This window comes from Enterococcus sp. AZ062, assembly GCF_051715065.1.
GTDB lineage: Bacteria > Bacillota > Bacilli > Lactobacillales > Enterococcaceae > Enterococcus_B > Enterococcus_B mundtii.
On sequence record NZ_JBIOTB010000001.1, the window covers coordinates 2,584,770 to 2,608,372 of the forward strand.

Below are 23,603 nucleotides of genomic sequence, written 5' to 3' on the forward strand. Positions count from 1 at the left end.
TTTCTACTTCTTAGCGAAGTGGGTCATAGAAACTATCAGTGACTTCAACGAATTGTTCATCCGCTTCTTTCTGATATAGACCCACAGATTCTGAGTCTTTTGGTGAAAAGATCGCTTCATTATTCGTCACTTCTTCACTCATCATGGCTTGAGTGATTTTATCGACTGTTTCTTCATCCAGATTATCTCTGTTGACAACAAATGGTCCATTTAACACTGGGATCGAATGGATCACACGTACTTTTTCGCCTCTTACTGTATCAAATGGTGCCTCTGCATCTGCTTTTACTTGGTAAACGACACCCGCTTTATTTTCTTCACCTTCCACGACATCAAAATATTGAGCCATGTTCATAAATGCCGCTACGTCTGCATCGCCTTTAAGTAAGTTCACCGCAGAACCTTGGTGAGAACCTCCGAAAAGTACTTTATTGAAGAAGTCACCATCAATGATCAATTCATCCGAACTACCAAGTCCAAATTGGTCAACGATTGCTTGACTCGGTACTCTAAACCCAGAAGTGGAAGAATTAGAGACAAAGGAAAACGTTTTGCCTTCAATCGGTTCCAACGTATAGCCATCACCCTCTTGATACTCCGCTGTATCTTCTTCATTGACGACAATAAAACTGTAATAAACAGCATCTTCCAGAGTGCCACTTGCACCCGAATTTGTTAAAATCGCTTGAACATTTTCATTTTTGCGATTGGCTTCAATATAGCCATCTGGTCCCATATACGCTAAATCTACTTGTCCGTTCGCAATCGATTCGATCACGATATTATAATCTGTACTAATGACGATCTCGACATCTCTACCTGTTGCTTCCGATACGATCGTTTGGATCTCATTTCTTGATTGTTCAAATTCACTTGCTGATTCATTGGGATAAAAAGCAATCTTGATTGGTTCGGCAGAATTCTGGCTTTCGCCATCTGCTTGAGCATTGGAATTACACCCAGCTAATAAAAATAAACCGGTCATGAAAAACATCGCACTAATAACTTTCAATCGTCTTTTATTCCAAAACATGTGTGGTAAACTCCCTTGTTTTTTATTTGGTACATCTTTCATTTTATGGACTCAATGTAAATTTCTAATGGACTTCACGATAGGAGTAGATGAAGATTGTAAATCATTTGTAAAACAAGGTTTCTTTTCTTTGATAAGCTGACACATTGGTACGTCTGTTCTTTTAAAAAAATCAGTGAAAAACTTCAAGCGATCCTCTTAACAAATTCATCGAACATTTACAAAAAACGCAAAAATAAAGGACGAGAGCGGTATAAAAATAAAATTTATTTTTGTTTCTAACCTTAAAACCTAATAAACGGTGTTCCAGAAGCAACTCCATCGGAAATAAGCAGGAAAAACCAAAAATTTGAAGAACAATTTTCGGGTTTCCCTGCTTATTTCTCGGAGCTGAACACTTCTGTCAACAACAATAAAGACAAGAGAATAACAGGAGTAGAAACTCCCGTTATCATTCATTATTTTTTAACTGAATCAACAATTTTTGATAAGTATCCTCAAACCTGAAGTCAATCTCAATACTTTTATCTTCCCTGACATGAATTTCTTCAACAAGGTCAAGCAAAATTGCTCGATTCAATTTCGTTACATTTCTATGTTCTCGAAAAACTTCTATATAAGGCGTGATTTCATCACGGCTTTTTTGTTGTCCTTCAAGCTCTAATTTAATGTTTTTAATAACTTGTTTTAAGTATGAAATCTTTTCTTCAAAAGATAGCTTCATACGCATATACTCATCTTTAGACAAAACATCAGTTTTCCAGTCAATATATAGACTGTCTAGAATCCCTTCAAGTTTGGACAATTCATTTCGTTTATTACTCAAAGATTTTTCTGAATGTTCAAGACTAGAGCTAGTAATTTTTTCCTTCTGATTTTCGTCTAATATCTCTTCAAGACTACTTACCGTTTGTATCTGCGCTTGAATGGCGCATAAAACGGCATCTTCTACAAGCTCTTTCCTAACTCTGTATCCAGAAAAATCCCTTTTTGATTTAGCAGACTAGGTAGAACAAACATAATAGGTTAAATCTCTCTTCCCATAACGTTTCGTCATATAGTAATTTTTCGCTCTAGTTATCACAATTCCGCAATCTGCACATTTTACAAGCCCTGAGAATATATCAATAGTCCATTTGTTCTTTGTGAAACGATGCCTTTTTTGCGCATGAATTGAACGGATTCAAATAGCATCTTTGAAATAATTGGCTCATGAGTATTTTCAACGATAACCCACTCACTCTTAGGAACATTCTCAGTTTTCTTTAAAATTGGGCTTATTACCTTTGTTTTACCTTGAATCATATGCCTTATATAGGTTTCGTTATCCAATATCTTCCTAACAGTTGCTACGTACCATAAACCATCATTATTAGGAAAATTACCTGCAAATTTTAATCCCTTGCTTCGTTTGTATGAAGCTGGGCAAAGAATACCTAAAGAATTGAGCTTTTCAGTGATTGCTTTTTGGCTTAACCCATCATAGGCATACCAGTGAAAAATCTTTCGCACAACTTCGGCCGCCTCTTCATCAATGAAAAACTTATACTTTGTTTCTTCTGTATCGCCCTTAACATAGCCATAGGGAACAAATGCACCCACGAATTCACCTTTTTTCATCATTGTTCTAAATGTTTTACTAACTTCTTCAGAAACCTTAATTGGATAATAGCCGTTAAACATACCATGCAATTCTACTTCCATTGAATATGTTGGGCTAAGATTTAAAAAGGTATCAACATGAGGCGTATCAAGTGAGATAAAACGGGTCTGGAATTGCGGAAAGACTTCTCTCAAATGCCTGTTTTGGTCACCATTATTACGAAAAGCACAAGCTAAATTTTTACAAATAATCGTATCCACTCGTTCATTTTCTACATCTGAAATCATACGTAAAAACTCGGGGCGGTGAGTGGTTGTTACACCACTAATACCATCATCGATATAAGTATTAATGATTTCTTGATTTGCATTAAACTCATTTTCCAAATATTCGTAAATGATTTTACGCTGATTTGAGATGCTCAGGCTTTCATCTTTGCCATCTTCTTGAGAAAGGGTTATTGTCCCACTCTCTTTGATTGGCTGCAAGGATTGATTTATTCTTTAACATTTATTTTGTGGTTATCCCCATTTCACAAAATTTCATTGGTGACGACCCAAATATATTTTTATATATTTAGCTACTAAAATCTATTTAACAACTCGCTAAAATAAGATGGGTATCGCGAAATAGCTTCTCTCAGTAAGTCTTTATTTCTTTTTATTACCCTTTTACATTTTGATTTTGTTGTTAGATTAAGTCCAGATAAAACATTATTGATTTCTTGACAAATTACCCTATCAGAAAACCCCAATTCATAGATATTTATACTTTGAATATTTGGTAGGCCGTAGCGTAGTTGCTTCAACAAGAAAGATAAGCGCTGTATAATTTCATTTTGCTCCTCATCTAAAGACTTGATAAACGTTTCTATAGCATTCACAGTAAGTATAGTAGAGTACCCTAAACCATTATCGCAAAAATCTATTATCTCGCTGAGATTCATTGTTCTCTCTCGTCCCCTACGAGTAATTTTAACCTCAAACTGCTCACAGTAGTTCAAAATTTCAGAATATGTCTTTCCATTTATCCACATTATGGCTAAAGTAACAACTTCATTTTGATTTATAATCTTTTTCATTGTTTTATTTTTTGACAGAGAGACTAATTTTGGAATTAAAACAGTCATTAATTCAGTCATGTCTTCGAAGTTCATAAATGCCTCTAAATTTTGTTCAGTCCACTCTTTTAGATCCTTAGAAGAAAAGGCGCCCATAGAGATTTTCCCATAAACTTCAATATCATCAGTAGAAAAGTTCAATACATACTGTTCAACATATATGAATAATTTTTCTAAAGCTTTTTTTTCATCTATATTCGCCAGATGATACCCTAGAGTATTTTGAGCCATGATTCTAATGTCATACTCTAAAGAATATTGACCATCAATCATAAAAGATAATATATAACTTTCAACAGCCGACATGCTATTCTCAAAAATAGACAATTCTCTTTCGAAGAAGTTCCGAATGTCCTCAGGATAAGAGCCTTCTTCGAATTGCTGCCGCCAATTTCGAATAGTTTCTTTATAGCCTTCATAGTCTTCATATCTCAACTCTATGAGATGTTCAAAAGGAATGTTTAAGCTTCCTCTGCCTGCTGGCAAATTAATAGTTACTGTTTGAACCAATTTAAGCAAATTACTCTTACAAGATTCAGAGTTTTCTGGATTTAAGATATCCTTGTAATTCCTCCACCTCCATTGATTATCACGTTCTGACTTTCTTGAATAAACGAAGGGTTCAGATAAAATAACAGTACCTTCTGTATGTTTCCCGGCACGACCAGTTCTACCAATTAAGTTATGAAAATCTCGAACTTTAATTTTCTCGCCTGCTTGATAAATACTTGATATAATTAGATACTTTATTGGAAGGTTAACTCCCTGTGCTAAAGTGGAGGTGCAGACTATACATCCTATCAAGTCCTTAGACATGGCATATTCTGCTGACATTCGTATACCATTTGGGATACCTGCATGATGTATTAGAATTCCTTTCAAGGCAGTTTTGTAATAGTTATTCTCTTCCCCTAGATTAACCGCAACCAGATAAGCAATCTTTTCATTTTCACTATTCTTCACTTTTTCTTCAAAAGGGTATATATCGACTCCTCTATTTTCCAAATCTAAGATTCTAGTCAGAATCTTATCAGCAGAATCTTTTTTTCCACAAAAGATTGCAATCCCACCATTAACAATCAGTTTTAAAGCATAATATATACTCATATCATTAGTATTTACTTTTGAGCGACTGAAATCTACATCAGGAAAGAATCTATCATTTCGCTCTTGTCCAATTTTGCGTATCTGATTTATCTCAACAACTCGTGGCACAAAGAATTCTTGTTCATCAGGATTCTCAGGATTAATAAAATATAGTTGACCACTATCCCCCTTCCAATCACCTATAGCAATTGTTTTCGTTGCTGATCTTATTAAGTTATCGGATACAGAAATGCCTTCCTCTCCATTTATCCAATCATTAATTATTGAAGCATTAGGTATTATGGCAGAAATAAGAATTTTTTGGGCTTCTCTAGGGATACAGTGTTTTATGGTCGAAATTAGCAGTTCATAACCGATTCCACGAGATCCATCATCAAACATATGTGCCTCGTCAAATACTATCAACCCTATTGATTCTAATATAGTCATATCACTTCGAAGTAGATTAATAAGTTTTTCAGGCGTTAAAACCATAATATGTTTTTTGTTATCTTCTATTTCTTGAAATATGGACAGATCCTTTATATCAGGGATATCAGAGAATTCATTAATCATTACGTTTAAGTCACTTTCAAAATAACTATATAAATCAATAGAGATTTCCTTGCATAATGCTCTAAAAGGAGCTACGATTATTGACAAATTAGTTCGTTCAGCTAGAAAGGCTGATCTCACGACTAGAGCGATTGATGTTGTCTTCCCCGAACTTGTAGGCATTTGAATAACTCCTGATTTACCTGAAAAAATACCTGATTTTCCTAACTTCACTTGAGAGGGCCACAGTTCCTTGATACTGTTTTTTTCTAATAAAAATTCTTCCCACAAATCATCACTAATATTTGAAAATTTTGGCAGCATATTCAAAGCAGAATTGTTAACTTTCTTTACAAAAATAGCAAGTAAAGCATCGCTAAGAAGCAGTTCTCTAGGAGTTCCACTATTATATATATCTCTTTTATATATATCAAAGTCCTCAAATCGAACAGGAATATTTTTACTGAAATATGAAATATAAGATTTTATTACTTTACTTAAATAATTGCGATGCCGACCTCCAATAGTATTTAAATCAAAGTCTTCCAAATCATCATTTAGGATTGCTACAATAACCTTTTCAATTCCTCCACAGCCAACATCTAAGTTGGAATCTATTCTTTTCAACATTACTTTTGAGCTTCCAATAAGATCACTAAAATAATAAGCAATAGATCCTAACAGAGCATAATAGGAATCATTATTCATTAATTCATTAATTTTTGACTGCATAAATGAGTCAAAGAAAGAAGATGCGAATTTTAATTCAGAATTCTCTATTTCTATAATATCCATAGAACCATTCAGGTACCAAATCCTATTTGAAATATCACCAATAGCACCAATAGCAATCAAAAAAAGATCTTTAACATTTTTCTCGACTTCAATATGATCTTCTAGTGGAACGCCATATTCGTACATCTTAGATTTTGCCCGAGTTTTCTTTAATAAATATTCTGACGTTTTACCAATCAACATTCGCTAGCCCTCACATACATTTCCTTGACAAATTCCATCAAGCGTTCAGAGTGAATAACTAAAAGATTTATATTATCATCTGGATGCCCGTCTAAATCAACTTGTTTAATCAAATCTTCGTCATATGAATATGTAGAATGCACCGCTACAGCAGAAAACTTTATTTGATAAGGTCTATCAGTTCTATTTTGAAATCTCTGAATAACTTTAGCTTCAGCATGTCTATTCCCGTACACTAATCTTTGCACCTCTGCATTTAATGACTCAGCAAGTCTTATTTCGTCTTTTGCTGAGTCATTCACTGCTGTTTGAAGCATAGGCTTAGGATTTGTCTCGCTTGATTGCGCCTTAACTTCAAGAACAATTAATTCATCTTTAGGACTTGGACTATCAACATTAGAGCATTTATATCCTAGAACATCGCTTCCCATTGTTGATGAATTTCTATTTACTTTATTTCTATATCTAGTTCTGGTCGTATAGTATAGTTCGAAAAACTCTATGTAATCATGAACTAGTATTTCTGCAAAATCTCCTGACATAACTGCTGATCCAAGACTAGCTGTTGAATCAGGGAATTTTACTTTATTCAAATAATCTTTTCTTGACAATCCAGTTCCAGACCTAAAAAAATCAATTTCTGAATCTAAACAATAATGCTCTCTAAGGTGTTTTGCCCATGAATTCAAAATATCTTCTTCATCTTGAATATCTAGATTGTAAACATTAACATTTTGTCCGTTTTCTGTTTTCAAATCTGCTTGCTTTTTAAAATATCTCATGTGTGAAGGCATTTGCTCTCCTTTCGTGATAATACTCACTTTTTCTGACCATTTAATTACTATTCTAAACTACTTCTAATTCGTTTGAAAGACCTTAGAGTATGACAATTTAAATTTAGATTCTCTTGTTAAAAAAATCGCACAAATAAAAGTATATCTTTCATTTACTAAAGACTATATTTTTTTATCCTGAAAAATATGATATTAGTGTCATTTAACAAATTAAAATGACAGAATTAAATGAGGCTGGGACATTAATAGAATCCTAGCCTCACTTTGTGTCTAAAAACGAATGAATGACATTTTAAAACCATACATCACGATAATAAAACGAAAAATAGCGAATATATGTGGGATTGCATTCGGATTTCCCATCTCCTTTCTTGTGGCATCTCCTTTTTGTCCCACTCTCCTTTAATGGGCGAGTCCATTTATTTAGTATTTTTTTCCTTACGGAAGCTAACACTTCTGTCACAACCTCGTCCTTTTTTTATTCTCAATCACCCTATTCTTGATTTTACACCGTTGGTCTAGTTGCGATTGAGGCACAGTTTACTCGCTTTTACTTTTAGCAATAAACAGATAAATGTGATGGTAATACTTGGATCGTTACTGGAAGTTTTGTTCCTTCATCCCCATCGATATTTGTTGCCAGTTCTTCTTCGTCCACTAAAGCAATCACTAATTTTTCTGCGGTCTGGTAAGCAAGATTCTCCGTTGTCGCATCGACCCCTTTGATCAAATCAGGCACTGCTTTTAAAGTATCTATGAATGAACGATCTTTCAAGTACACAAAGTGTAGCTTGCCATCATTGATTTCTGCCTCTGGCAAGAGTGTCTCAAAACCACCGACTGAGTTTGTCAAACCAATCAGCAGTGTGCTACTTTCGATTTCTTCCTCTACGCCGTCGGCTTCCACACGGAACGTATAGGACTGGGTATTCGTCAGTTGTTTGAAGCCAGAAATAAAATAAGCCATCTTTCCTAGTTTGGTTTTCTTTTCAGGATCAACGTCATTGATTGCTTCTGGAATCGTTCCGATCGCAACAACGTTCATAAAATATTGATCATTGATCTTGCCGATATCTAAAGGTTTCGTGTGTTCGATCGAGAATTGTTGGATGGCTTCCTCTGGATCGATCGGCATGTTCAATGCTCGGGCCAAATCATTTACTGTTCCTAAAGGGAAAAAGCCAAAATTTGGTCGTTCTTCTTGCTCTGCGAGACCGCTGATTGCCTCATTTACCGTGCCATCACCACCCATTGCAAAGACACTATGGACTTTCTCTACCGCGCCTTCACGAGCAAATTCCGTCGCGTCACCACTTTTTTCAGTATGCAAAACTTGGACTTCCTCAAAAAGCGTACGCAATTTATTTTCTGCCATCTCTTCATATTCTTTTGCTTTTTCTCCTCCAGAACTAGGGTTAACGATCAACAACGCTTTTTTCATCCGATTTCTTCCTTTCTAGTTTGTTCTTTCTCTTACAATAACATAAAACAAGAAAATTCTAAGGAATGATGCTATGGGGAAAAGCAACAAAAAAGCGATAAACTCTGAATCAACAGAATTTACCACTTCACTTTTCAGATCATTCATTCGAAAAAAATACTGCCACTTCAAACGTGCCACTTGACTCATTAAACCAAAACCATTCAGAAGCACCGGTTATTCGGCTTTAGTACATTCTTGACCTTCTTCCCTGCTCTCATGTAACGATATTTGAAATAAAAAATAAACACTCACTTAGATTGATTATCACACATATCTTTTTTTGCTACTTGAGCGCATGAAATTTGATCATCCTTAAAACCAAATAACCGGTACTTCCGAAATACTTTGTTTATTGCGATTGCCAATCTGCTGGATAAGTGACATAGATGAAGCGTGCTTCCCCAGTTACTGAGAACTGGATACTCGTACTTTTCGGAATCAAAATCACCTCGCCAGCTTTTGCAGAGACTTTACGTCCATCGATCAGTATATCTAGCTGACCAGAAATCACATAATCGATTTCATCATATTCTAACGTCCAATCGAAAGTCGTATCCGTCATCTCCATGATGCCGCAACCAAGACGTGGGCTTTCTTGTAATGAAAAGAGATCCTTCGTGTATACTCGATCCGCAGGGTTTCCTGTATCAAGGCGATCTTCTTCAGACACTGTCATTTCTGCTAGTCTAATGGAAGCAACACCACTAGGATCGACCTGTTTTGCCGGCATCAATTTTTCCATCACTAATTGTCGTACTAAGTTTTCGATCATTTGACGATCTAATTCTGCCATTTTCGCCACGCTCCTATTCTACGATCGTTTGCTCTTGTTTCGTTGTTGTTTGCTCACTTACGATTACTTCTTTTTCTTTTCCTAATAAACGATTCGCCATGAATACTGCAACAAAGATCGCAGTGATCCCACCAACGATCTTTCCAACCATCATCGGGAAAATCATTTCTTTCGCCACGCCCGCAGTAAAGCCTAAATGATCACCTAAAATAAATGAAGCCGAGACTGCAAATGCCACATTGATGATTTTTCCACGACGGTCCATGTCTTTTAACATTTGGAACATCGGGATATTGTTTGCTAATGTAGCCACCATGCCGGCAGCTGCAATTTCATTCATACCTAAAACTTTTCCTAATTTCATCAAAGGTTTGTTAAACACTCGTGTGATGACTGCCACTAAACAGAATGCGCCAGCCAATGTCAACGCAATATCACCCACTACTTCGATACCTTCTGTCACCGGAGCAATTCCTGGAATCAATGTGATGTCAACTAATTGTTGGATCGCACCAATGACCAAGCCAGCAATTGCAACGATCACTACACCTTTACCAAAGACATTGAATCCTTTGATCATTCCTTGTGGCGCTAACCATAGACCTACAATGATCAAAGCGGCAACGATCACGATCGGCAATAAGTTTGGTAAAATCATACTCATTGGCATGCCAGCAACTAAGCCACCTGCTAACAAACCTAATGGAATCGTAATGATTCCGCTCAGCACACCTGTTGCTAAGTATTGTTGATCTTCTTTTTCAATGATTCCTAAAGCAACAGGGATCGTGAACACTAAAGTTGGTCCCATCATTGCGCCTAAGATCGCACCGGCAAACAAGCCAGCTTGTGGGTCATGCGCCATTTGTTGTGCTAAGGCGAAGCCACCCATATCGTTGGCTAACAAAGTCGTCGCAAACATCGAAGGATCTGCTCCTAAGAATTCATATACAGGTACAACGATTGGGCTAAGAACTGTTGCAAGAACAGGTGCTAATGTGATGATCCCGACCATTGATAAGGCTAATGAACCCATCGCCATCAAACCTTCTTCAAATTGTTCCCCTAACCCTAATTTATTCCCGATACATTTATCGATCCCGCCGATAACCATAAAAAGAACCATGATATACATAATGATTTCATTGATACTCATCGTAAAACTCCTTTATTCTTCAATTGAATCAATCACACCGACAATCATTGCATCAATAGGTGTATCTGGATCACCAGCTGAAATTCTGGCTGCTTGTCCTTTGCTGATCAATACCTTGTCACCGACACCGGCACCAGCATTGTCTGCTGCGACAATAAACCCGATTTTTGTTTCTTTCTCGTCTAGTACATCGACCATCAGTAGTTTCCAACCATTTAGTTTTTCATCTTTTCTGGTCGACCATAGACTTCCAGTCACTTTACCTAATAGCATCTGTGATCCCTCCTCATTTGAATAAACGATTTCTTAGCGCATACTCCTCTGCTAAGGGTGTCAACCGTTCCTGATTCATTAAATCTATTCCATTTGTTTCTTGTAGCCGCTGGATCAACTGCTTTTCCGTGACATACTTACGTTTTGGCAACTCTTTTGCTAACATTTTTTTTCGGCAAGCCGCTAAAAATGAGTTATAGCTTGCATTTTCTTCTTCGAAAAAATACATCCCATAACGTTGGCATTGCACTGTTGATTCAGTGATTTTCTTTTTCAGATGGTACTTCATTTTGTTTGGACTGTTCACTGACTCTGTTTGCAGAACCAAGACAGGCTTTCCTGCGAACAAAAAAGAAAGGATACTCGCCGTTTTTTGATCAGTCGGTAGCAACTGAGCAATCGCGGCCAATTGAGGAAAACTGACATGTTGGACGACTAAGCCATCGCTTTTCGTTGGATCTTGCGTTTCTATCCAATCGACCATCGATCGTTCAGCAAATAACGTTTTAGGATAACTTGCTTTTTCGTCCATCCATGCTAACTGATAGTCAGCTGTGGGCAATCGGTTCATCAGCATTTCTGTGACTTGCTGAATGACTTTTTCGATCTCCGTTACCTTCACGAAATCCCCTCCCTATTTACAAATGTAACCACGATCTCCTTTGTTCAAGCCGCAAGCATTTGCTTCATCGTAATCAATGTGCATATACGTCGCAAAATCTGGACTGACACGGACAACCACATCATCAAAGATCAGCGGACGACTTGCTTCCACACGTACTTTTACCGTTTGGCCATTCACTACTTGGTTTTTGTTTGCATCTTCTGGTGTCATATGGATATGGCGCTTTGCCACGATCAAGCCTTTATCTAATTGAACAGCTGACTCACCGTTCATTAAGATAACGCCTGGTGTTCCTTCGGTTTTGCCACTTTCTCTGACAGGCACGCGACTGCCTAAAATACGTGTATCCGTCATCGAAACTTCAACTTGTGACTCCGCTCGTTCTGGGCCTAAAATGACCACATTTTGGAATAAGCCTTTGGGACCTGCGACAGTGATCCGCTCTTTACAGACATACTGACCGGGTTGAGACAATTCTTTGACTTTGGTCAATTGGTATCCTGGACCAAATAATGCGTCGATATCTTTGCGACTCAAATGCACGTGTCTTCCTGAAGCTTCTACTTCGAAAGAATGTTGTTGTGACTGGATACGTTGTACCACTTCATTGATAATTTCATTTAAATGATCCAATCGGTTCATCTCCTACTCATTTTTCGGCAGTTGAATCATACGTTGCAATTCTTCTGCCCATAACATAAAAATAGCTAAATCTGTCGGAAATTCTTCTAACAATTGACTGATTTTCTCTATTTGATACTCGATCTCATTGATTGAATAGCGTAAGGTTCTTTTTTGCAAGGAGGAACGATACATCATTCCTAAAAGTCGTTTTGGATGAGTTGAGCGCTTTTTCCCATCCAATCGACTAAAGCTTGCTAACCAATCTTGCTGATATTCTAAATACAACCAACCTTCGGCATAAATATCGTTTTCTTCCAATAAATGAAAGAAGAGTAGATTTTTCAGTTTTTTTATTTCTAAGCCAATTTTTCGTCGCACACTAGGCATCAACGATTCTTGTTCAAACATCGGTTGCTTAGGTTTCTCCATTGGAGAAGAAACGAGTTTTTCTCGCATAAGCGGAATATGATGCTCACGTAAATAGCTGGAGGCTGCGGGAGTCAAAAGACAATCCTTTGGCACAATGAAAGTGATTCCTGTTTGTATTTCTTTCTTCCGAAACATGTGCCGTAACTGGTCTTCTGTAATCACACCCATTTAACGCTCTCCTTTCTCCAATGGATTATTTCCAAGCATTGATCTCGTCTTGGAAACAAGCCAAATGAGCCAAAAATATAAGGAGTATTTTCGGTTCATTTGGCTCTTGTTTCATTTTAGACGTCTCTTACGATGATTATTCAGCCACTTTTGGTAAAATCGCATCTACTTCAGTGTGAGGACGTGGGATCACGTGTACAGATAATAATTCGCCAACACGTTCAGCTGCTGCTGCACCTGCATCTGTTGCTGCTTTTACAGCCCCAACATCACCACGAACCATGATTGTTACTAAGCCGCCACCTACTTGTTCTTTGCCGATCAATGTTACGTTTGCTGCTTTCACCATTGCATCTGCTGCTTCAACAGCACCTACTAATCCACGAGTTTCGATCATTCCTAAAGCGTTTGTACTTGACATTATAATTTCCTCCTATTGTGTGTGTTTTCAATTAATATATATTACATATTATTGTAATCGAGCTAATACTTGGGCAACGAGTGTATCGATCAACTCATCTTTGTTGCCCCCTTGGTTGTTTGTTTCTTGGACTGGCATTTGAGCGCCAGCGCCAAATTCTTGACGGATGTCCGCTAGATCAGTGACACCGTAAGCGACACGACGAACATTGAATAGGTTTTCTACTCCGATATTGTCAGATGTCGAACTTCCACCAACGGCGCCACAGCCTAGTGTCAAAGCTGGTACTAAGCCAGTTGAAGCCCCGATTCCGCCTAATGAACCTGCGGTGTTGATCAACAGACGAGAAACTGGTTTTCTTAAGCCGAATTCACGGACGACTTCTTTGTTTTCAGTATGGATACACATCGTGTGTCCTGCACCTTCACCTTTTAAGATCTCTACCGATAGATCACAAGCTTCTTGCCAGTTTTCTACCGTGTAAAAAGCAATGATCGGTGCTAATTTTTCTCTTGAGAATGGATACTTGATGCCAACGTTGCTTTCTTCTGCCACGATCAGACGACGATCAAATGGAATATTCAACCCAACTAATGAAGCGATATGACGAACCGAACGTCCAACGATTTGTGGGTTCATCGTGCCGTTAGGTCGTAAGATAAAGCGAGACAATTTATCTGCTTCGTCTGGACTCAAGAAGTAAGCACCTTGTTTGATCAATTCAGCTTTTACTGCTTCACGATTGACTTTTTCCACGATGATGGACTGTTCTGATGCACAGATCGTTCCATTATCAAATGTTTTAGAATCCATGATCCGTTTCACCGCCATTGGGATCAATGCGCTACGTTCAATATATGCTGGACCATTTCCTGGACCTACGCCGATCGCCGGTGTTCCTGAAGAATACGCCGCTTTGACCATCGCATTGCCACCAGTGGCTAAGATCAAGTTCGTATCTTTGTGGGTCATCAATTCTTTTGTTGCTTGCATCGTTGGTGTCGTGATCACTGACACACTCTCTTTTGGTCCCCCCGCAGATTCAATCGCTGAACGAATGATCTCAACGGTCGCTTGGATCGATTGTAAGGCGTTTGGATGTGGGGAGAAGACGATACTATTCGCAGCTTTCAATGCGATCAAGGCTTTGTAGATCACTGTTGAAGTTGGGTTTGTCGATGGGATCAATCCAGCAACCACCCCAACAGGTACGGCAATCTCCGTTACCTTTTTCTGTGGGTCTTCATTGATGACGCCCACTGTTTTCGTATGTTTGAATTCTTCATAAACGATTTTTGAAGCAAAAGCATTTTTGATGATTTTGTCTTCATAGATGCCGAAGCCAGTTTCTTCATTCGCCATTTTTGCTAGACGTTCACGTTGTGAAAATGTAGCGTCTGAAACGGCTTTGACGATTTGATCAATCTGCGTTTGCGAAAATGTTTCTAACACTTGTTGTGCCTTCTTTGCAGCTGCGATCAAATCTCGAGTTTCTTGAATCGAGCGTAAATCTTTATCCACGATGGGTCACTCCTTTAATTTCTGCCATGATCGCCTCTACTAATGCTTGTTTGCTTGCAGATTTGATTTCTGATGGTTTTAATTGTTTCACATTCAATTTGTAAGCTTCTTTTCGTAACTCAGCCACACGTTTTGCTTGTAGCTCTGCCCGACGATCGTTTGTTTCACTGATCTGCGTGGCTTCAACCTTCGTTTCGACTTTTGTCGGCTCGGCTGGTTCTTCTAAACAATCAGGTGTTACTTCAGTGACACGTTCTTCTGTTTTCGGTTGTTGAAAAAGGATGTGCGTCTGTTCATCCACCCGTGAAATCACATGATGTGAAATCAGACAGTTCAATGCCTTCGCTACGACTACCCCTGTATCGACTGCTGCATTGACAGCAGCAACATCACCACTTAGTTGGACAGTGGTTAGTCCACCTTTGATGATCTCCGCATTCAACAAGGTCACATCTGCGGATTTTAACGCAGCATCGCTGACACTGACAGCGCCTAAAAATCCGCGAACTTCGATCATACCAATCGCATTCATTCGTGACACTCCCTTAGTAACTCAACGGATTTTCTGCGATCCGTTGAACGACTTGTTCAAAAGCAGTACAAGCTGCTTTACATGCTGATTGACTACCCGTTAAAAGCGCCCCACCAAAGTTTGTTTCAGATGGCGGTCCAAAGAAACTACAGATTTCAACATCCGCCGCTTTCAATGCTGCATCTAGTGCGACCATTGCTTCTAAAGGTGGCGCGATCAAGTAAGCAATTGCTTCGCCTTCACGAATGCTCGCTTCTTTTGATAAGTATCTTCCAGAACGAGAAACCACATGGGCAAAGTACACGATGCTGTCATCGTCATTTGCACTGATAAAGCTTGCTTCTTGTTCAATGACTTGTGTCACGACAGATAGTCCACTTGTGATCTCAGCCGGACTTGGTCCAGCAATGATCCCGATCACTTCACCTGCTAGTTTAGTAGAGGCATTCGCCGCTCCTGCGTACATACTTTTCGCATAGACAACTTCTACTTCCGCCGCCTTTGTTGCTTCATCTAAAGCCACATAAGTCACATCATCACAATCTGATGTCACGATACCTAATGAGCGCATCCCTGGTGTCAACCCAAATTGCTCTGCTAACGCAGCATCTACATTAGGAATGACTTGAACACTCAAGACGTTTGCGCCTAAACGGTCATTTTTCATTGATGATTCTCCTCCTATTCGGCTTCTTTCAATTCAATCCCAGATTTTTTCTTATCTAGCATTTTTTTGATCAATTCAGCGATATATGCACCGGCTTCAACCGCTGGTGTCCCACCCTTATGGATGTTTGAGATCACTGTACGACGAGCTTCCGGCATTCCGACAGTCGGACGGTAAGCAACATACGCACTCATCGATTCTGCTGTTACAAGTCCAGGACGTTCACCAACTAATAAACAAACGACTTCTGCATCAGTGATCTCGCCGATTTGATCCATTGATGGTACACGACAATATTTGACGAATACGACTTGATCAAAATCTAGGCCATACATTTTCAACCCTTGTTTGATTGCTGGTAGTACTTCTTTGATATTTGCTCCGATAGCCGCAGAACTTAATCCATCCCCAACAACGATTTGCACTTTGGCTTTTGCTGTCGTTTGTTGTTTGATTTTTGTGCTATTTTCTTCATCAAATTGACGACCAAAATCTGGACGAGTCAAGTATTCGTCTTTTGTTTTACAAATCGTTTGCGTCGAGATGAAGCCCATTTCCTCAATCAATTGTGGATCAACATCAGAGAATACGGCATCTTGTGCTGCTGCATGGTCCGCACGGAAACGTAAGGTAGAATCAGTCATATAGCGAGTGCCTGTACGTCCCACTCCAATACGAGCAGGTGTAAATGCCTTCATGCGCAAGTATCCTGTTTCATCTTTTGCATCTTTGACCAAAAGCTGTTTACGTAGATCTACCTCTGTGATGTCGTCGATCATGCCTTCTTCTACTACTGGCATGGTTGTTGTCATCGTATTGGTTGTTGTGGCTGGTGTTTTTGGTAGTTCTGTTGATTGTTCTGTTGATTGTTCTGTTGGTTTTTCACCGGCTACCATCTCACTTAGCATGGAAGTGATCATTTCTTTCAATTGTTGTTCGTTCATTTTTTTCTTGCACCCCACTTATTTGATAAATACTGAAGCATCGCCGGCTAAGCTTGTTAATTTTCCATTTTCCATCAAGCCCATTTTCTCCATCCAACCTTCAAATTCTTTGATTGGACGTAAACCGAACAAATCACGGACGGTCGCTGTTTCATGGAAACCTGTCGTTTGATAGTTCAACATCACATCATCCCCATGAGGAATACCCATGATATACGTACAACCAGCTGATGTTAGTAACACAGCTAAGTTTTCCATATCGTTTTGATCTGCTTTCATGTGGTTTGTATAACATACGTCACAACCCATTGATAAACCTGTTAGTTTACCCATGAAGTGATCTTCTAAACCTGCACGAATGACTTGTTTTGAATCATACAAGTATTCTGGTCCAATAAAACCGACAACAGTATTCACAAGGAATGGATCAAATTTCTTCGCTAAGCCATAGCAACGTGCTTCCATCGTTACTTGGTCTGCACCAAAATGAGCTTCAGATGATAACTCAGAACCTTGACCAGTTTCAAAATACATCACGTTCGGTCCAGCTGCTTGACCACTGCTCAATGCTAATGCTTGCGCTTCAGCTAACATGTCCGCATTCAAACCAAATGCAGTGTTTCCTTTTTCTGATCCAGCAATGGATTGGAAAACTAAACCAGTCGGTGCGCCTTGACGCATGGCTTCCATCTGGGTCGTCACGTGAGCCAAGACACAGGTTTGTGTTGGGATCTCCCATTCGCTGCGAAATTCTTCAAATTTATCTAAACAACGTTTCACGCTTTCTGTCGAATCATCCACTGGATTCAATCCGATCAGTGCATCGCCAGCCCCGTACGATAAGCCTTCCATCACAGAAGCCATGATCCCGTCTACGTCATCTGTTGGGTGATTGGGTTGTAGACGATTGGAGAAAGTACCTGCGCGACCGATTGTTGTGTTGGCTGTTTTTTCAATGTGGATTTTTTTTGCGCCCACGATCAAGTCCATATTCGACATCAATTTGCAGACTGCCGCAATCATTTCTGCAGTCAATCCACGAGAAATATATTTGATTTCAAAATCTCCTGTTTTATCTGAAAGGATGTATTCTCTTAATTCGGCAACTGTCCAATGTTTGATCATGCCGAAAATACGCATGTTGACTTGGTCGATAATGATACGTGTGACTTCATCTTCCTCATAATCAACCACTGGATGGTTGAATAAATCGTTTAAAGTCAGATGAGATAACACGACTTTCGCTGCTACTCGTTCTTCCGCAGAAGTTGCTGCCACACCCGCTAATTTATCTCCTGATTTTTCTTCATTTGCTTTAGCCAATACTTCTTTGACTGAAGAAAACTGATAGGTTTTGCCAAATAATTTTGTTTTTAAAATCATTTTTCTTGTCGCTCCCTTAATTAAATACTAATGTTTTGACAACTACTGGTAACACTGCACCTTCGGCGACAGGTTGACCAATATCGATGTAATCCCCATTTTCTACTTTGACGGAATCAATGCAGATGAACGGATAATCCCCCGGTAAATACGCATGTAAGGCATGACCTAATGCTTTTGCCATGTCTTCGTCCACCATGATGACGAGTGGGATATTTTCAGTGATCAAGGCAGATAACCCTCGAACGATACCTTCCGCATATCGTTGGACATCCGCAAACGTCGGGTTCACGATCCCCTTCATCGCTAAAGCGATTTGTGGTGTTTCTTCCAACCGATGCCAAGCCAGCTTTTCATTGATGCGCTCACTCATTGCTTCAGCAGGCAAGGACTCATCTTCTTGGGAAACTTTCAAGATCGGAATATTTTTGATTGGCAGGATCTGCTCATGATAAGCGATCGTACTGCCGCTAATATCAGCAGTATGGGAACCTGCCCCGACCACCGTTGCCCGAATCGTTTCGTTACTTTGTAAGACTTCTTTTTCCGCGAAAATTTGCGATTTTCGTAAAGCCGTACCTAATAACAGACCGATATCCCCATACTTGAACATATCTGTCACTTCTTCGATCAAGCAATCCGCTACACCACCAGAAAAAGTGACGATTGGTAGTTCGCCATCTAGCCGTAACCCTCGGTTCGTAATGAATAACTCATAAAAGGGACTTCGTTTTCCGATCCCCACGCTATTCGCCAAAACTTTTACTAACTCATCAATCACTGGTTGGATTGCGGGAACAGAAGCTTTTGTTCCAACTTTCAACGGCAATCTCAACTGCTCGATCATTTCTGTGATCTTTGGTGAAATATACGAAATAATCCCTGCTTGATCGACCTTGATCAGTCGACCGCCGATATCAAAACAGGCGGTATCATCGATTTCCCCATCGGTGAAGACGACTAAGTTACTCGTGCCACCGCCGATATCGATGTTGACGACCGAAGCATGACGCTTTGTCGAATACTCTTGCGCGCCTGCCCCTTTTCCGGCAATGATACTTTCAAGATCTGGGCCAGCTGTCGCGACCACGAAATCCCCAGCAAAACCACTCAACGCTTGTAATACTTTGCTCGCATTGGCTTTACGAGCTGTTTCACCGGTGATGATCACCGCGCCCATTTGGATTTGTTGCTTCTCGATTCCTGCTTGTTGATATTGTCGGGAAACAAACGCTTTGATTGCTTCATCATCAATCATTGTCTGATTGATCAAAGGAGTGAAGATGATTTCACTACGGTAGATCACTTCCTTATCTGAGATCGTGATCCGCGGAACGGAAAACGCAGAGGCGAAATTTTCGATCGTCAGCTCCGACAAAACAAGCTGGGTCGTTGAAGTACCTAAATCGATCCCTACAGTAAGAATTTTTTCTTTTGCCATCTTTTTTCTCCTTTCTACAAACAAAAAATGCTTAAAGACAGCCTAGAATTTCTTCTACGCATCTTTAAGCATCGTTGCTTTTTCACCGAACAACATCTTTGGTGTTCTGTTCAAAATAGAAACAAGTTTTTGTTCCTTTATTGGATGATTCAATTTTCACTTTCCCTTTTAGCTTATCTTTGATATAGCTATTCACGATCATCAAACCTAAACTGGTCTCTTTGTTTCGGTTGACATCATAGCCATTGCCGTCATCTGTAACAGTGATCGTAATGACTTTATTTTCGATTTCTCCTCTGACTTCAACTATGCCATGTTGATCTGCCTCAAAGGCATGGTCAAAGATATTTTGGAGTAACTCGTTGACGACTAAGGAAATGGAAACCATTTGATCGCTAGAAACAGTGATCGTCGGATCAACCGTTAGAGTCAAGCGGACTTTCTCCGGATTGAAAATATGCCGGAAATTGTACATCACTGCTTCAAGCATTTGACGCAAGGAAACATTATCTTCCACTTGCTTCGACAATAATTCATGAGTCATCGCGATCGCCATGATCCGGTTCACACTTTCTTTTAGTACTTTACTAGCCTCTTTGCTAGTGGTACGGCGTGCTTGGATCCTCAATAACGAAACGACGGACTGTAAATTATTTTTGACGCGGTGATGGATCTCTCGAATCGCCACCGATTTTGAGACGATTTCGTCTTCTTTCTTTTTCACTTCTGTATTATCTTGAATAATCATTGCTACTCTCGATCCTGCATCAATCCAAACTTTTCGAATATTAAAGTAATAATTTAAATACGCGGTCTCTAATTCGATCAACCGATTTTCGGTCTGATCATTCATCTGATAAAGAACATATTCGAACGTTGTATAATCAAGGGAGAGATTGTCATAGTGTAAATCATTGATCATTTCGCGATAGCCTAGTTTTCGGTATAATTCTTTGGCCCGATGATTCGCCAAGACCAGATTTCCTGTGGTCGTATCAAAAATCAAGACCGCTTCGGCTAGCTGGTCCATGATCAAAGGATCGAATGTGGATTCGACCGCTATTGTCCCTTGCTCGTTTGACTGTAGTTCTTGTCGTTCAACTACCCCAATCGGTTGCTCGACTCCCTCTTCTACGATGATCACACCGATCGTTCTTTGTTCATTGCGAATCGGAAAAATGTTTTGCTTGATCAAGCGATTTTCTTGCGTGACTGCTAACAACCCAATGCTATTCAAGCTTGTTTCCATCGTCCGTAAGACGCCAGGTTCATTTTTTAGTAACGCTTCTTTTCCGACAACTTCATATTTATATAATGAGGGGATATGTTTTGGCTTCTTATGATAGACAACTAATGCTTCTTTGGTCATTTCATTAAAGACATCGATGAACACATCTGCCATCTCATAATGCTTAGACTCTGCTAAATAAGCACTCGTCCGACAAAGCTCTTGGATATCTGACTGGGTTAGGTTGGTATAACGCTGACATAATGTATTGATTCGTTCCATTATTCATCATCCATAATAATCAATTCTGCGATGTCACTCATCCGTGCGCGTTTGTTCATACTTAATGTACGTAACATCTGGTAAGCTTCTTCTTCAGAAATATTATTTTCTTTTGCTAAGATCCCTTTTGCCTTCTCCACAACTTTTCGTTCTTCCAGTTTCAACTGTAGTTTGTCGATCTGCTGCAGCAAGTTTTGGGTTTCTTTCCCTCTGGCGATCCCCATTTCAATGGTTGGGATCAATGATTTTGCATCTAATGGTTTTACCAGGTAACCGATTGCTCCTAATTTCTTCGCTTTCTCCGTATTCTCATGATCACTGTAAGCAGAAAGAAACACGATACTCCCTGCTAACTGATCTTGGATGATTTTTTTACCGGACTTTAGACCATCTAAAATCGGCATTTGGATATCCATCAATACGAGATCCGGCTTAGTCTCTTTACAAACTTCGATTGCTTCAAATCCATCTGCGGCTTCCCCAACAACTTCATAACCAGCTTCCAGTAGAATATCTCGAGTGTCCAATCGTGTGATTGGTTCATCGTCTACTATCACAATTCTGCCCTTCATATTCAATACGCTTTGTCTCCCCCGAACTAAGTTCTTGTAATTTCACACGTCACAGAGAATTGCAAAATCTGTTTGAGTCCATCCAATACAGCAAGTAATGCTGCTTCAACAGAACTCACGTCGCCAGAAATAACTACTGAACCAGAGAAACGATCGATAAAACCAATCGTAATGTCACCACTTTTCGTTGCAATATCCACAGCAATGATTGCGGCTTCACTTGGCGTGATCGTCAAAATCCCTAACGCATTGCTTGTGCCTGCCGGTAATCCTAATTTTGTATAGACTTCCTTGTCGGGACTTGCAATGATGTGGGCTAAAGTGACTTGTTTTCCTGGGACGTATTCTTGGATCATTCGTTGTTTTTCTTCCAAACAAGACTCGCTCCTTCATTTTAAGCAATAAAAAATCCTCAATAATAAGCCATAAAGTGTTCACTTTACGCTTGTTATTAAGGGCCCCATTGCTCTTAAATTTTGAAGCACTCCGTTGTGCTCATTCATTATATGTTAACCTTTTCACGATGTCAATCTTTATAAAATGGCTTTTAATATTGCTCTAACGCCTTTTTCATCTGCCTTACGAGGATTCGTTCTCGTGCAACCATCTGCTAAGGCAGCGGTGGCAATCGCTTCTTCTTGTACTAATACTTCTTTTGAAGACAAGCCGTATTCACTCAACGTCGCTGGCATCTCTAATTTTTCTCGTAGCTGTTTGATCATACGAATTAAATTCTGCACACCTAAACGAGGATTTTTTGTTTGCGTATTGCTTATGCAGTTTGCTAATGCCGCATATCGTTCAGCCACTTTGATTTCGGTCACTTGGCCATTTCCTAAACCACTATTGTAAGCAATCACTTCTGGCAGTAAGATCCCATTGATCCGTCCATGTGGGACATGTAAACGAGCGCCAGCCGCATGAGCGATTCCATGATTTAGTCCTAGTGAAGTCGAATTGAATGCCATCCCTGCCATACAAGAAGCTACGTGCATTTGCTCTCTCGCTTCTTTATCTTGGCCATTTTTGTAGGCTCGTTCTAAATATTCAAAAACTAACGCAACCACTTTCTCACATAAGGCATCTGCTACTCCATTCGCTTCTGTGGAAACATAGGATTCAATGACGTGGGTCAGCACATCCATTCCTGTATCAGCAGTGATTTTAGGTGGAACACTCATGACTAATCCGGTATCTAATATCGCAATATCCGGTTGGATCTCTTCTGTTACTAAAGGGATTTTCAACCCCAATTCACTGATCGTGATCACTGAGAAGTTTGTCACCTCAGACCCTGTCCCACTGGTTGTTGGGATTGCAATAAATTGTGCAGTCAAGAGACCCATTGTCTTTTGCCCAAAATATTTCATTGCTTTCGCTGCATCGATGGCTGAACCGCCACCGATTGCCACGATGATTTCACTTTGAAAACTTTCCATTTCTTTGATGCCTGAAACGATTTTATCAAGTGGTGGATCAGGAACAATATCACTAAATACGTGATACTGATTTAAATAAGTCGTGACTTTTTCTACCATGCCATTTTCTGCCATAAAGGGATCTGTAACGATGAAAACACGCTTATCTTTAACATTCTCAAGACTTTGTAACGCATCTTCCCCCACAATGATCTGTGTCGAGAATTGTATACTTTCCATGAACATTCCTCCTTGAAAACAAAATAAAAGAGACTTCAAACCAATGGAAATCAAAAGATCCATTTGTCTGAAGCCCCTTTGCTTCTTTTACAATCCATACAACAGTGTATGGTGTCTATTCTGTAATTATTAATCAACACAAGCGCTGGGAATCAGCAGTACGCCATTGTACTTGAAATCTCTTTCCCCATTGAAAGACCAGCCCAATATTCCCATACACATCATCGTGCTATG

Annotated in this window: 24 protein-coding genes; all 24 read right to left on the reverse strand. The window is 39.4% G+C overall.

Annotation, left to right across the window (positions count from 1 at the left end):
• Window positions 1-10: 10 nt before the first annotated feature.
• The 24 genes from IGJ00_RS12160 to IGJ00_RS12275 all read right to left on the reverse strand — a co-directional run bounded on the left by IGJ00_RS12160 (window position 11) and on the right by IGJ00_RS12275 (window position 23,369).
• The gene (locus tag IGJ00_RS12160) at window positions 11-1,033 is read right to left on the reverse strand and encodes a phosphate/phosphite/phosphonate ABC transporter substrate-binding protein (RefSeq protein WP_071867229.1); all 1,023 of its coding nucleotides are present in this window, start codon (window positions 1,031-1,033) and stop codon (window positions 11-13) included.
• 451 nt (window positions 1,034-1,484) lie between these two features.
• Window positions 1,485-1,859, reverse strand: a complete 375-nt coding sequence (locus IGJ00_RS12165) for a hypothetical protein (RefSeq protein ID WP_142433105.1) — start codon at window positions 1,857-1,859, stop codon at window positions 1,485-1,487.
• A gap of 177 nt (window positions 1,860-2,036) precedes the next feature.
• Window positions 2,037-2,117 carry a hypothetical protein gene (locus IGJ00_RS12170; protein ID WP_420920916.1) on the reverse strand — a complete coding sequence of 27 codons (81 nt, stop codon included), beginning with the start codon at window positions 2,115-2,117 and terminating at the stop codon, window positions 2,037-2,039.
• A 20-nt stretch (window positions 2,118-2,137) separates the two neighbouring features.
• Window positions 2,138-3,124 carry a recombinase family protein gene (locus IGJ00_RS12175; RefSeq protein ID WP_142433106.1) on the reverse strand — a complete coding sequence of 329 codons (987 nt, stop codon included), beginning with the start codon at window positions 3,122-3,124 and terminating at the stop codon, window positions 2,138-2,140.
• A 95-nt stretch (window positions 3,125-3,219) separates the two neighbouring features.
• Window positions 3,220-6,375: a DEAD/DEAH box helicase gene (locus tag IGJ00_RS12180; RefSeq protein ID WP_438844467.1), complete on the reverse strand. Its 3,156-nt coding sequence runs from the start codon at window positions 6,373-6,375 to the stop codon at window positions 3,220-3,222.
• The gene (locus tag IGJ00_RS12185) at window positions 6,369-7,169 is read right to left on the reverse strand and encodes a Hachiman antiphage defense system protein HamA (protein WP_142433109.1); all 801 of its coding nucleotides are present in this window, start codon (window positions 7,167-7,169) and stop codon (window positions 6,369-6,371) included. The genes IGJ00_RS12180 and IGJ00_RS12185 overlap by 7 nt, the downstream gene beginning before the upstream one ends.
• A gap of 556 nt (window positions 7,170-7,725) precedes the next feature.
• Window positions 7,726-8,610, reverse strand: coding sequence for a diacylglycerol/lipid kinase family protein (locus tag IGJ00_RS12190; protein WP_142433110.1), 885 nt, complete (start codon window positions 8,608-8,610; stop codon window positions 7,726-7,728).
• Between the two features lie 391 nt (window positions 8,611-9,001).
• The gene (locus tag IGJ00_RS12195) at window positions 9,002-9,445 is read right to left on the reverse strand and encodes a cupin domain-containing protein (protein ID WP_142433111.1); all 444 of its coding nucleotides are present in this window, start codon (window positions 9,443-9,445) and stop codon (window positions 9,002-9,004) included.
• A 13-nt stretch (window positions 9,446-9,458) separates the two neighbouring features.
• Window positions 9,459-10,601 (reverse strand): ethanolamine utilization protein EutH, encoded by a 1,143-nt coding sequence (eutH, locus tag IGJ00_RS12200; RefSeq protein WP_142433112.1) that lies wholly within the window; start codon window positions 10,599-10,601, stop codon window positions 9,459-9,461.
• Window positions 10,602-10,613: 12 nt separating this feature from the next.
• On the reverse strand, window positions 10,614-10,874 hold the full coding sequence (locus tag IGJ00_RS12205; RefSeq protein ID WP_071867208.1) for a EutN/CcmL family microcompartment protein: 261 nt from the start codon (window positions 10,872-10,874) through the stop codon (window positions 10,614-10,616).
• Window positions 10,875-10,887: 13 nt separating this feature from the next.
• Window positions 10,888-11,496, reverse strand: coding sequence for a hypothetical protein (locus IGJ00_RS12210; protein WP_086335046.1), 609 nt, complete (start codon window positions 11,494-11,496; stop codon window positions 10,888-10,890).
• Between the two features lie 12 nt (window positions 11,497-11,508).
• Window positions 11,509-12,141: an ethanolamine utilization phosphate acetyltransferase EutD gene (gene eutD, locus IGJ00_RS12215; RefSeq protein ID WP_071867210.1), complete on the reverse strand. Its 633-nt coding sequence runs from the start codon at window positions 12,139-12,141 to the stop codon at window positions 11,509-11,511.
• 3 nt (window positions 12,142-12,144) lie between these two features.
• Window positions 12,145-12,720 (reverse strand): hypothetical protein, encoded by a 576-nt coding sequence (locus IGJ00_RS12220; RefSeq protein ID WP_086335048.1) that lies wholly within the window; start codon window positions 12,718-12,720, stop codon window positions 12,145-12,147.
• A gap of 136 nt (window positions 12,721-12,856) precedes the next feature.
• Window positions 12,857-13,141 (reverse strand): BMC domain-containing protein, encoded by a 285-nt coding sequence (locus IGJ00_RS12225; protein WP_010734677.1) that lies wholly within the window; start codon window positions 13,139-13,141, stop codon window positions 12,857-12,859.
• A 48-nt stretch (window positions 13,142-13,189) separates the two neighbouring features.
• The gene (locus IGJ00_RS12230; RefSeq protein WP_142433113.1) at window positions 13,190-14,665 is read right to left on the reverse strand and encodes an acetaldehyde dehydrogenase (acetylating); all 1,476 of its coding nucleotides are present in this window, start codon (window positions 14,663-14,665) and stop codon (window positions 13,190-13,192) included.
• Window positions 14,655-15,194, reverse strand: coding sequence for a BMC domain-containing protein (locus IGJ00_RS12235; protein ID WP_142433114.1), 540 nt, complete (start codon window positions 15,192-15,194; stop codon window positions 14,655-14,657). Before IGJ00_RS12235 ends, IGJ00_RS12230 begins: the two co-directional genes overlap by 11 nt.
• Window positions 15,195-15,207: 13 nt before the next feature.
• Entirely contained in the window at window positions 15,208-15,861 is a 654-nt protein-coding gene (gene eutL, locus IGJ00_RS12240; protein WP_142433115.1) for an ethanolamine utilization microcompartment protein EutL, read from the reverse strand.
• A 14-nt stretch (window positions 15,862-15,875) separates the two neighbouring features.
• Window positions 15,876-16,805, reverse strand: a complete 930-nt coding sequence (gene eutC / locus IGJ00_RS12245; protein WP_142433116.1) for an ethanolamine ammonia-lyase subunit EutC — start codon at window positions 16,803-16,805, stop codon at window positions 15,876-15,878.
• An 18-nt stretch (window positions 16,806-16,823) separates the two neighbouring features.
• A complete protein-coding gene (locus IGJ00_RS12250; RefSeq protein WP_086335052.1) occupies window positions 16,824-18,188 on the reverse strand; it encodes an ethanolamine ammonia-lyase subunit EutB in 1,365 nt (454 codons plus the stop codon).
• Between the two features lie 16 nt (window positions 18,189-18,204).
• The gene (eutA, locus tag IGJ00_RS12255) at window positions 18,205-19,629 is read right to left on the reverse strand and encodes an ethanolamine ammonia-lyase reactivating factor EutA (RefSeq protein WP_438844468.1); all 1,425 of its coding nucleotides are present in this window, start codon (window positions 19,627-19,629) and stop codon (window positions 18,205-18,207) included.
• A gap of 82 nt (window positions 19,630-19,711) precedes the next feature.
• Window positions 19,712-21,139, reverse strand: a complete 1,428-nt coding sequence (locus IGJ00_RS12260) for a sensor histidine kinase (protein ID WP_115358152.1) — start codon at window positions 21,137-21,139, stop codon at window positions 19,712-19,714.
• Window positions 21,139-21,711, reverse strand: coding sequence for an ANTAR domain-containing response regulator (locus IGJ00_RS12265; RefSeq protein ID WP_071867230.1), 573 nt, complete (start codon window positions 21,709-21,711; stop codon window positions 21,139-21,141). The genes IGJ00_RS12260 and IGJ00_RS12265 overlap by 1 nt, the downstream gene beginning before the upstream one ends.
• A gap of 26 nt (window positions 21,712-21,737) precedes the next feature.
• Window positions 21,738-22,085 (reverse strand): ethanolamine utilization microcompartment protein EutS, encoded by a 348-nt coding sequence (gene eutS / locus IGJ00_RS12270; protein ID WP_142433118.1) that lies wholly within the window; start codon window positions 22,083-22,085, stop codon window positions 21,738-21,740.
• A 159-nt stretch (window positions 22,086-22,244) separates the two neighbouring features.
• The gene (locus tag IGJ00_RS12275; RefSeq protein WP_142433119.1) at window positions 22,245-23,369 is read right to left on the reverse strand and encodes a 1-propanol dehydrogenase PduQ; all 1,125 of its coding nucleotides are present in this window, start codon (window positions 23,367-23,369) and stop codon (window positions 22,245-22,247) included.
• Between the last annotated feature and the right edge of the window lie 234 nt (window positions 23,370-23,603).

Excerpts from the sequence above, each read along its gene's own strand:
- IGJ00_RS12160 (WP_071867229.1), bottom strand. The coding sequence starts at position 1,033 with ATGTTTTGGAATAAAAGACGATTGAAAGTTATTAGTGCGATGTTTTTC.
- IGJ00_RS12180 (WP_438844467.1), bottom strand. The coding sequence starts at position 6,375 with ATGTTGATTGGTAAAACGTCAGAATATTTATTAAAGAAAACTCGGGCA.
- IGJ00_RS12185 (WP_142433109.1), bottom strand. The coding sequence starts at position 7,169 with ATGCCTTCACACATGAGATATTTTAAAAAGCAAGCAGATTTGAAAACA.
- IGJ00_RS12190 (WP_142433110.1), bottom strand. The coding sequence starts at position 8,610 with ATGAAAAAAGCGTTGTTGATCGTTAACCCTAGTTCTGGAGGAGAAAAA.
- IGJ00_RS12195 (WP_142433111.1), bottom strand. The coding sequence starts at position 9,445 with ATGGCAGAATTAGATCGTCAAATGATCGAAAACTTAGTACGACAATTA.
- eutH (WP_142433112.1), bottom strand. The coding sequence starts at position 10,601 with ATGAGTATCAATGAAATCATTATGTATATCATGGTTCTTTTTATGGTT.
- IGJ00_RS12205 (WP_071867208.1), bottom strand. The coding sequence starts at position 10,874 with ATGCTATTAGGTAAAGTGACTGGAAGTCTATGGTCGACCAGAAAAGAT.
- eutD (WP_071867210.1), bottom strand. The coding sequence starts at position 12,141 with ATGAACCGATTGGATCATTTAAATGAAATTATCAATGAAGTGGTACAA.
- IGJ00_RS12220 (WP_086335048.1), bottom strand. The coding sequence starts at position 12,720 with ATGGGTGTGATTACAGAAGACCAGTTACGGCACATGTTTCGGAAGAAA.
- IGJ00_RS12225 (WP_010734677.1), bottom strand. The coding sequence starts at position 13,141 with ATGTCAAGTACAAACGCTTTAGGAATGATCGAAACTCGTGGATTAGTA.
- IGJ00_RS12235 (WP_142433114.1), bottom strand. The coding sequence starts at position 15,194 with ATGAATGCGATTGGTATGATCGAAGTTCGCGGATTTTTAGGCGCTGTC.
- eutL (WP_142433115.1), bottom strand. The coding sequence starts at position 15,861 with ATGAAAAATGACCGTTTAGGCGCAAACGTCTTGAGTGTTCAAGTCATT.
- eutC (WP_142433116.1), bottom strand. The coding sequence starts at position 16,805 with ATGAACGAACAACAATTGAAAGAAATGATCACTTCCATGCTAAGTGAG.
- IGJ00_RS12250 (WP_086335052.1), bottom strand. The coding sequence starts at position 18,188 with ATGATTTTAAAAACAAAATTATTTGGCAAAACCTATCAGTTTTCTTCA.
- eutA (WP_438844468.1), bottom strand. The coding sequence starts at position 19,629 with ATGGCAAAAGAAAAAATTCTTACTGTAGGGATCGATTTAGGTACTTCA.
- IGJ00_RS12260 (WP_115358152.1), bottom strand. The coding sequence starts at position 21,139 with ATGGAACGAATCAATACATTATGTCAGCGTTATACCAACCTAACCCAG.
- IGJ00_RS12265 (WP_071867230.1), bottom strand. The coding sequence starts at position 21,711 with ATGAAGGGCAGAATTGTGATAGTAGACGATGAACCAATCACACGATTG.
- IGJ00_RS12275 (WP_142433119.1), bottom strand. The coding sequence starts at position 23,369 with ATGGAAAGTATACAATTCTCGACACAGATCATTGTGGGGGAAGATGCG.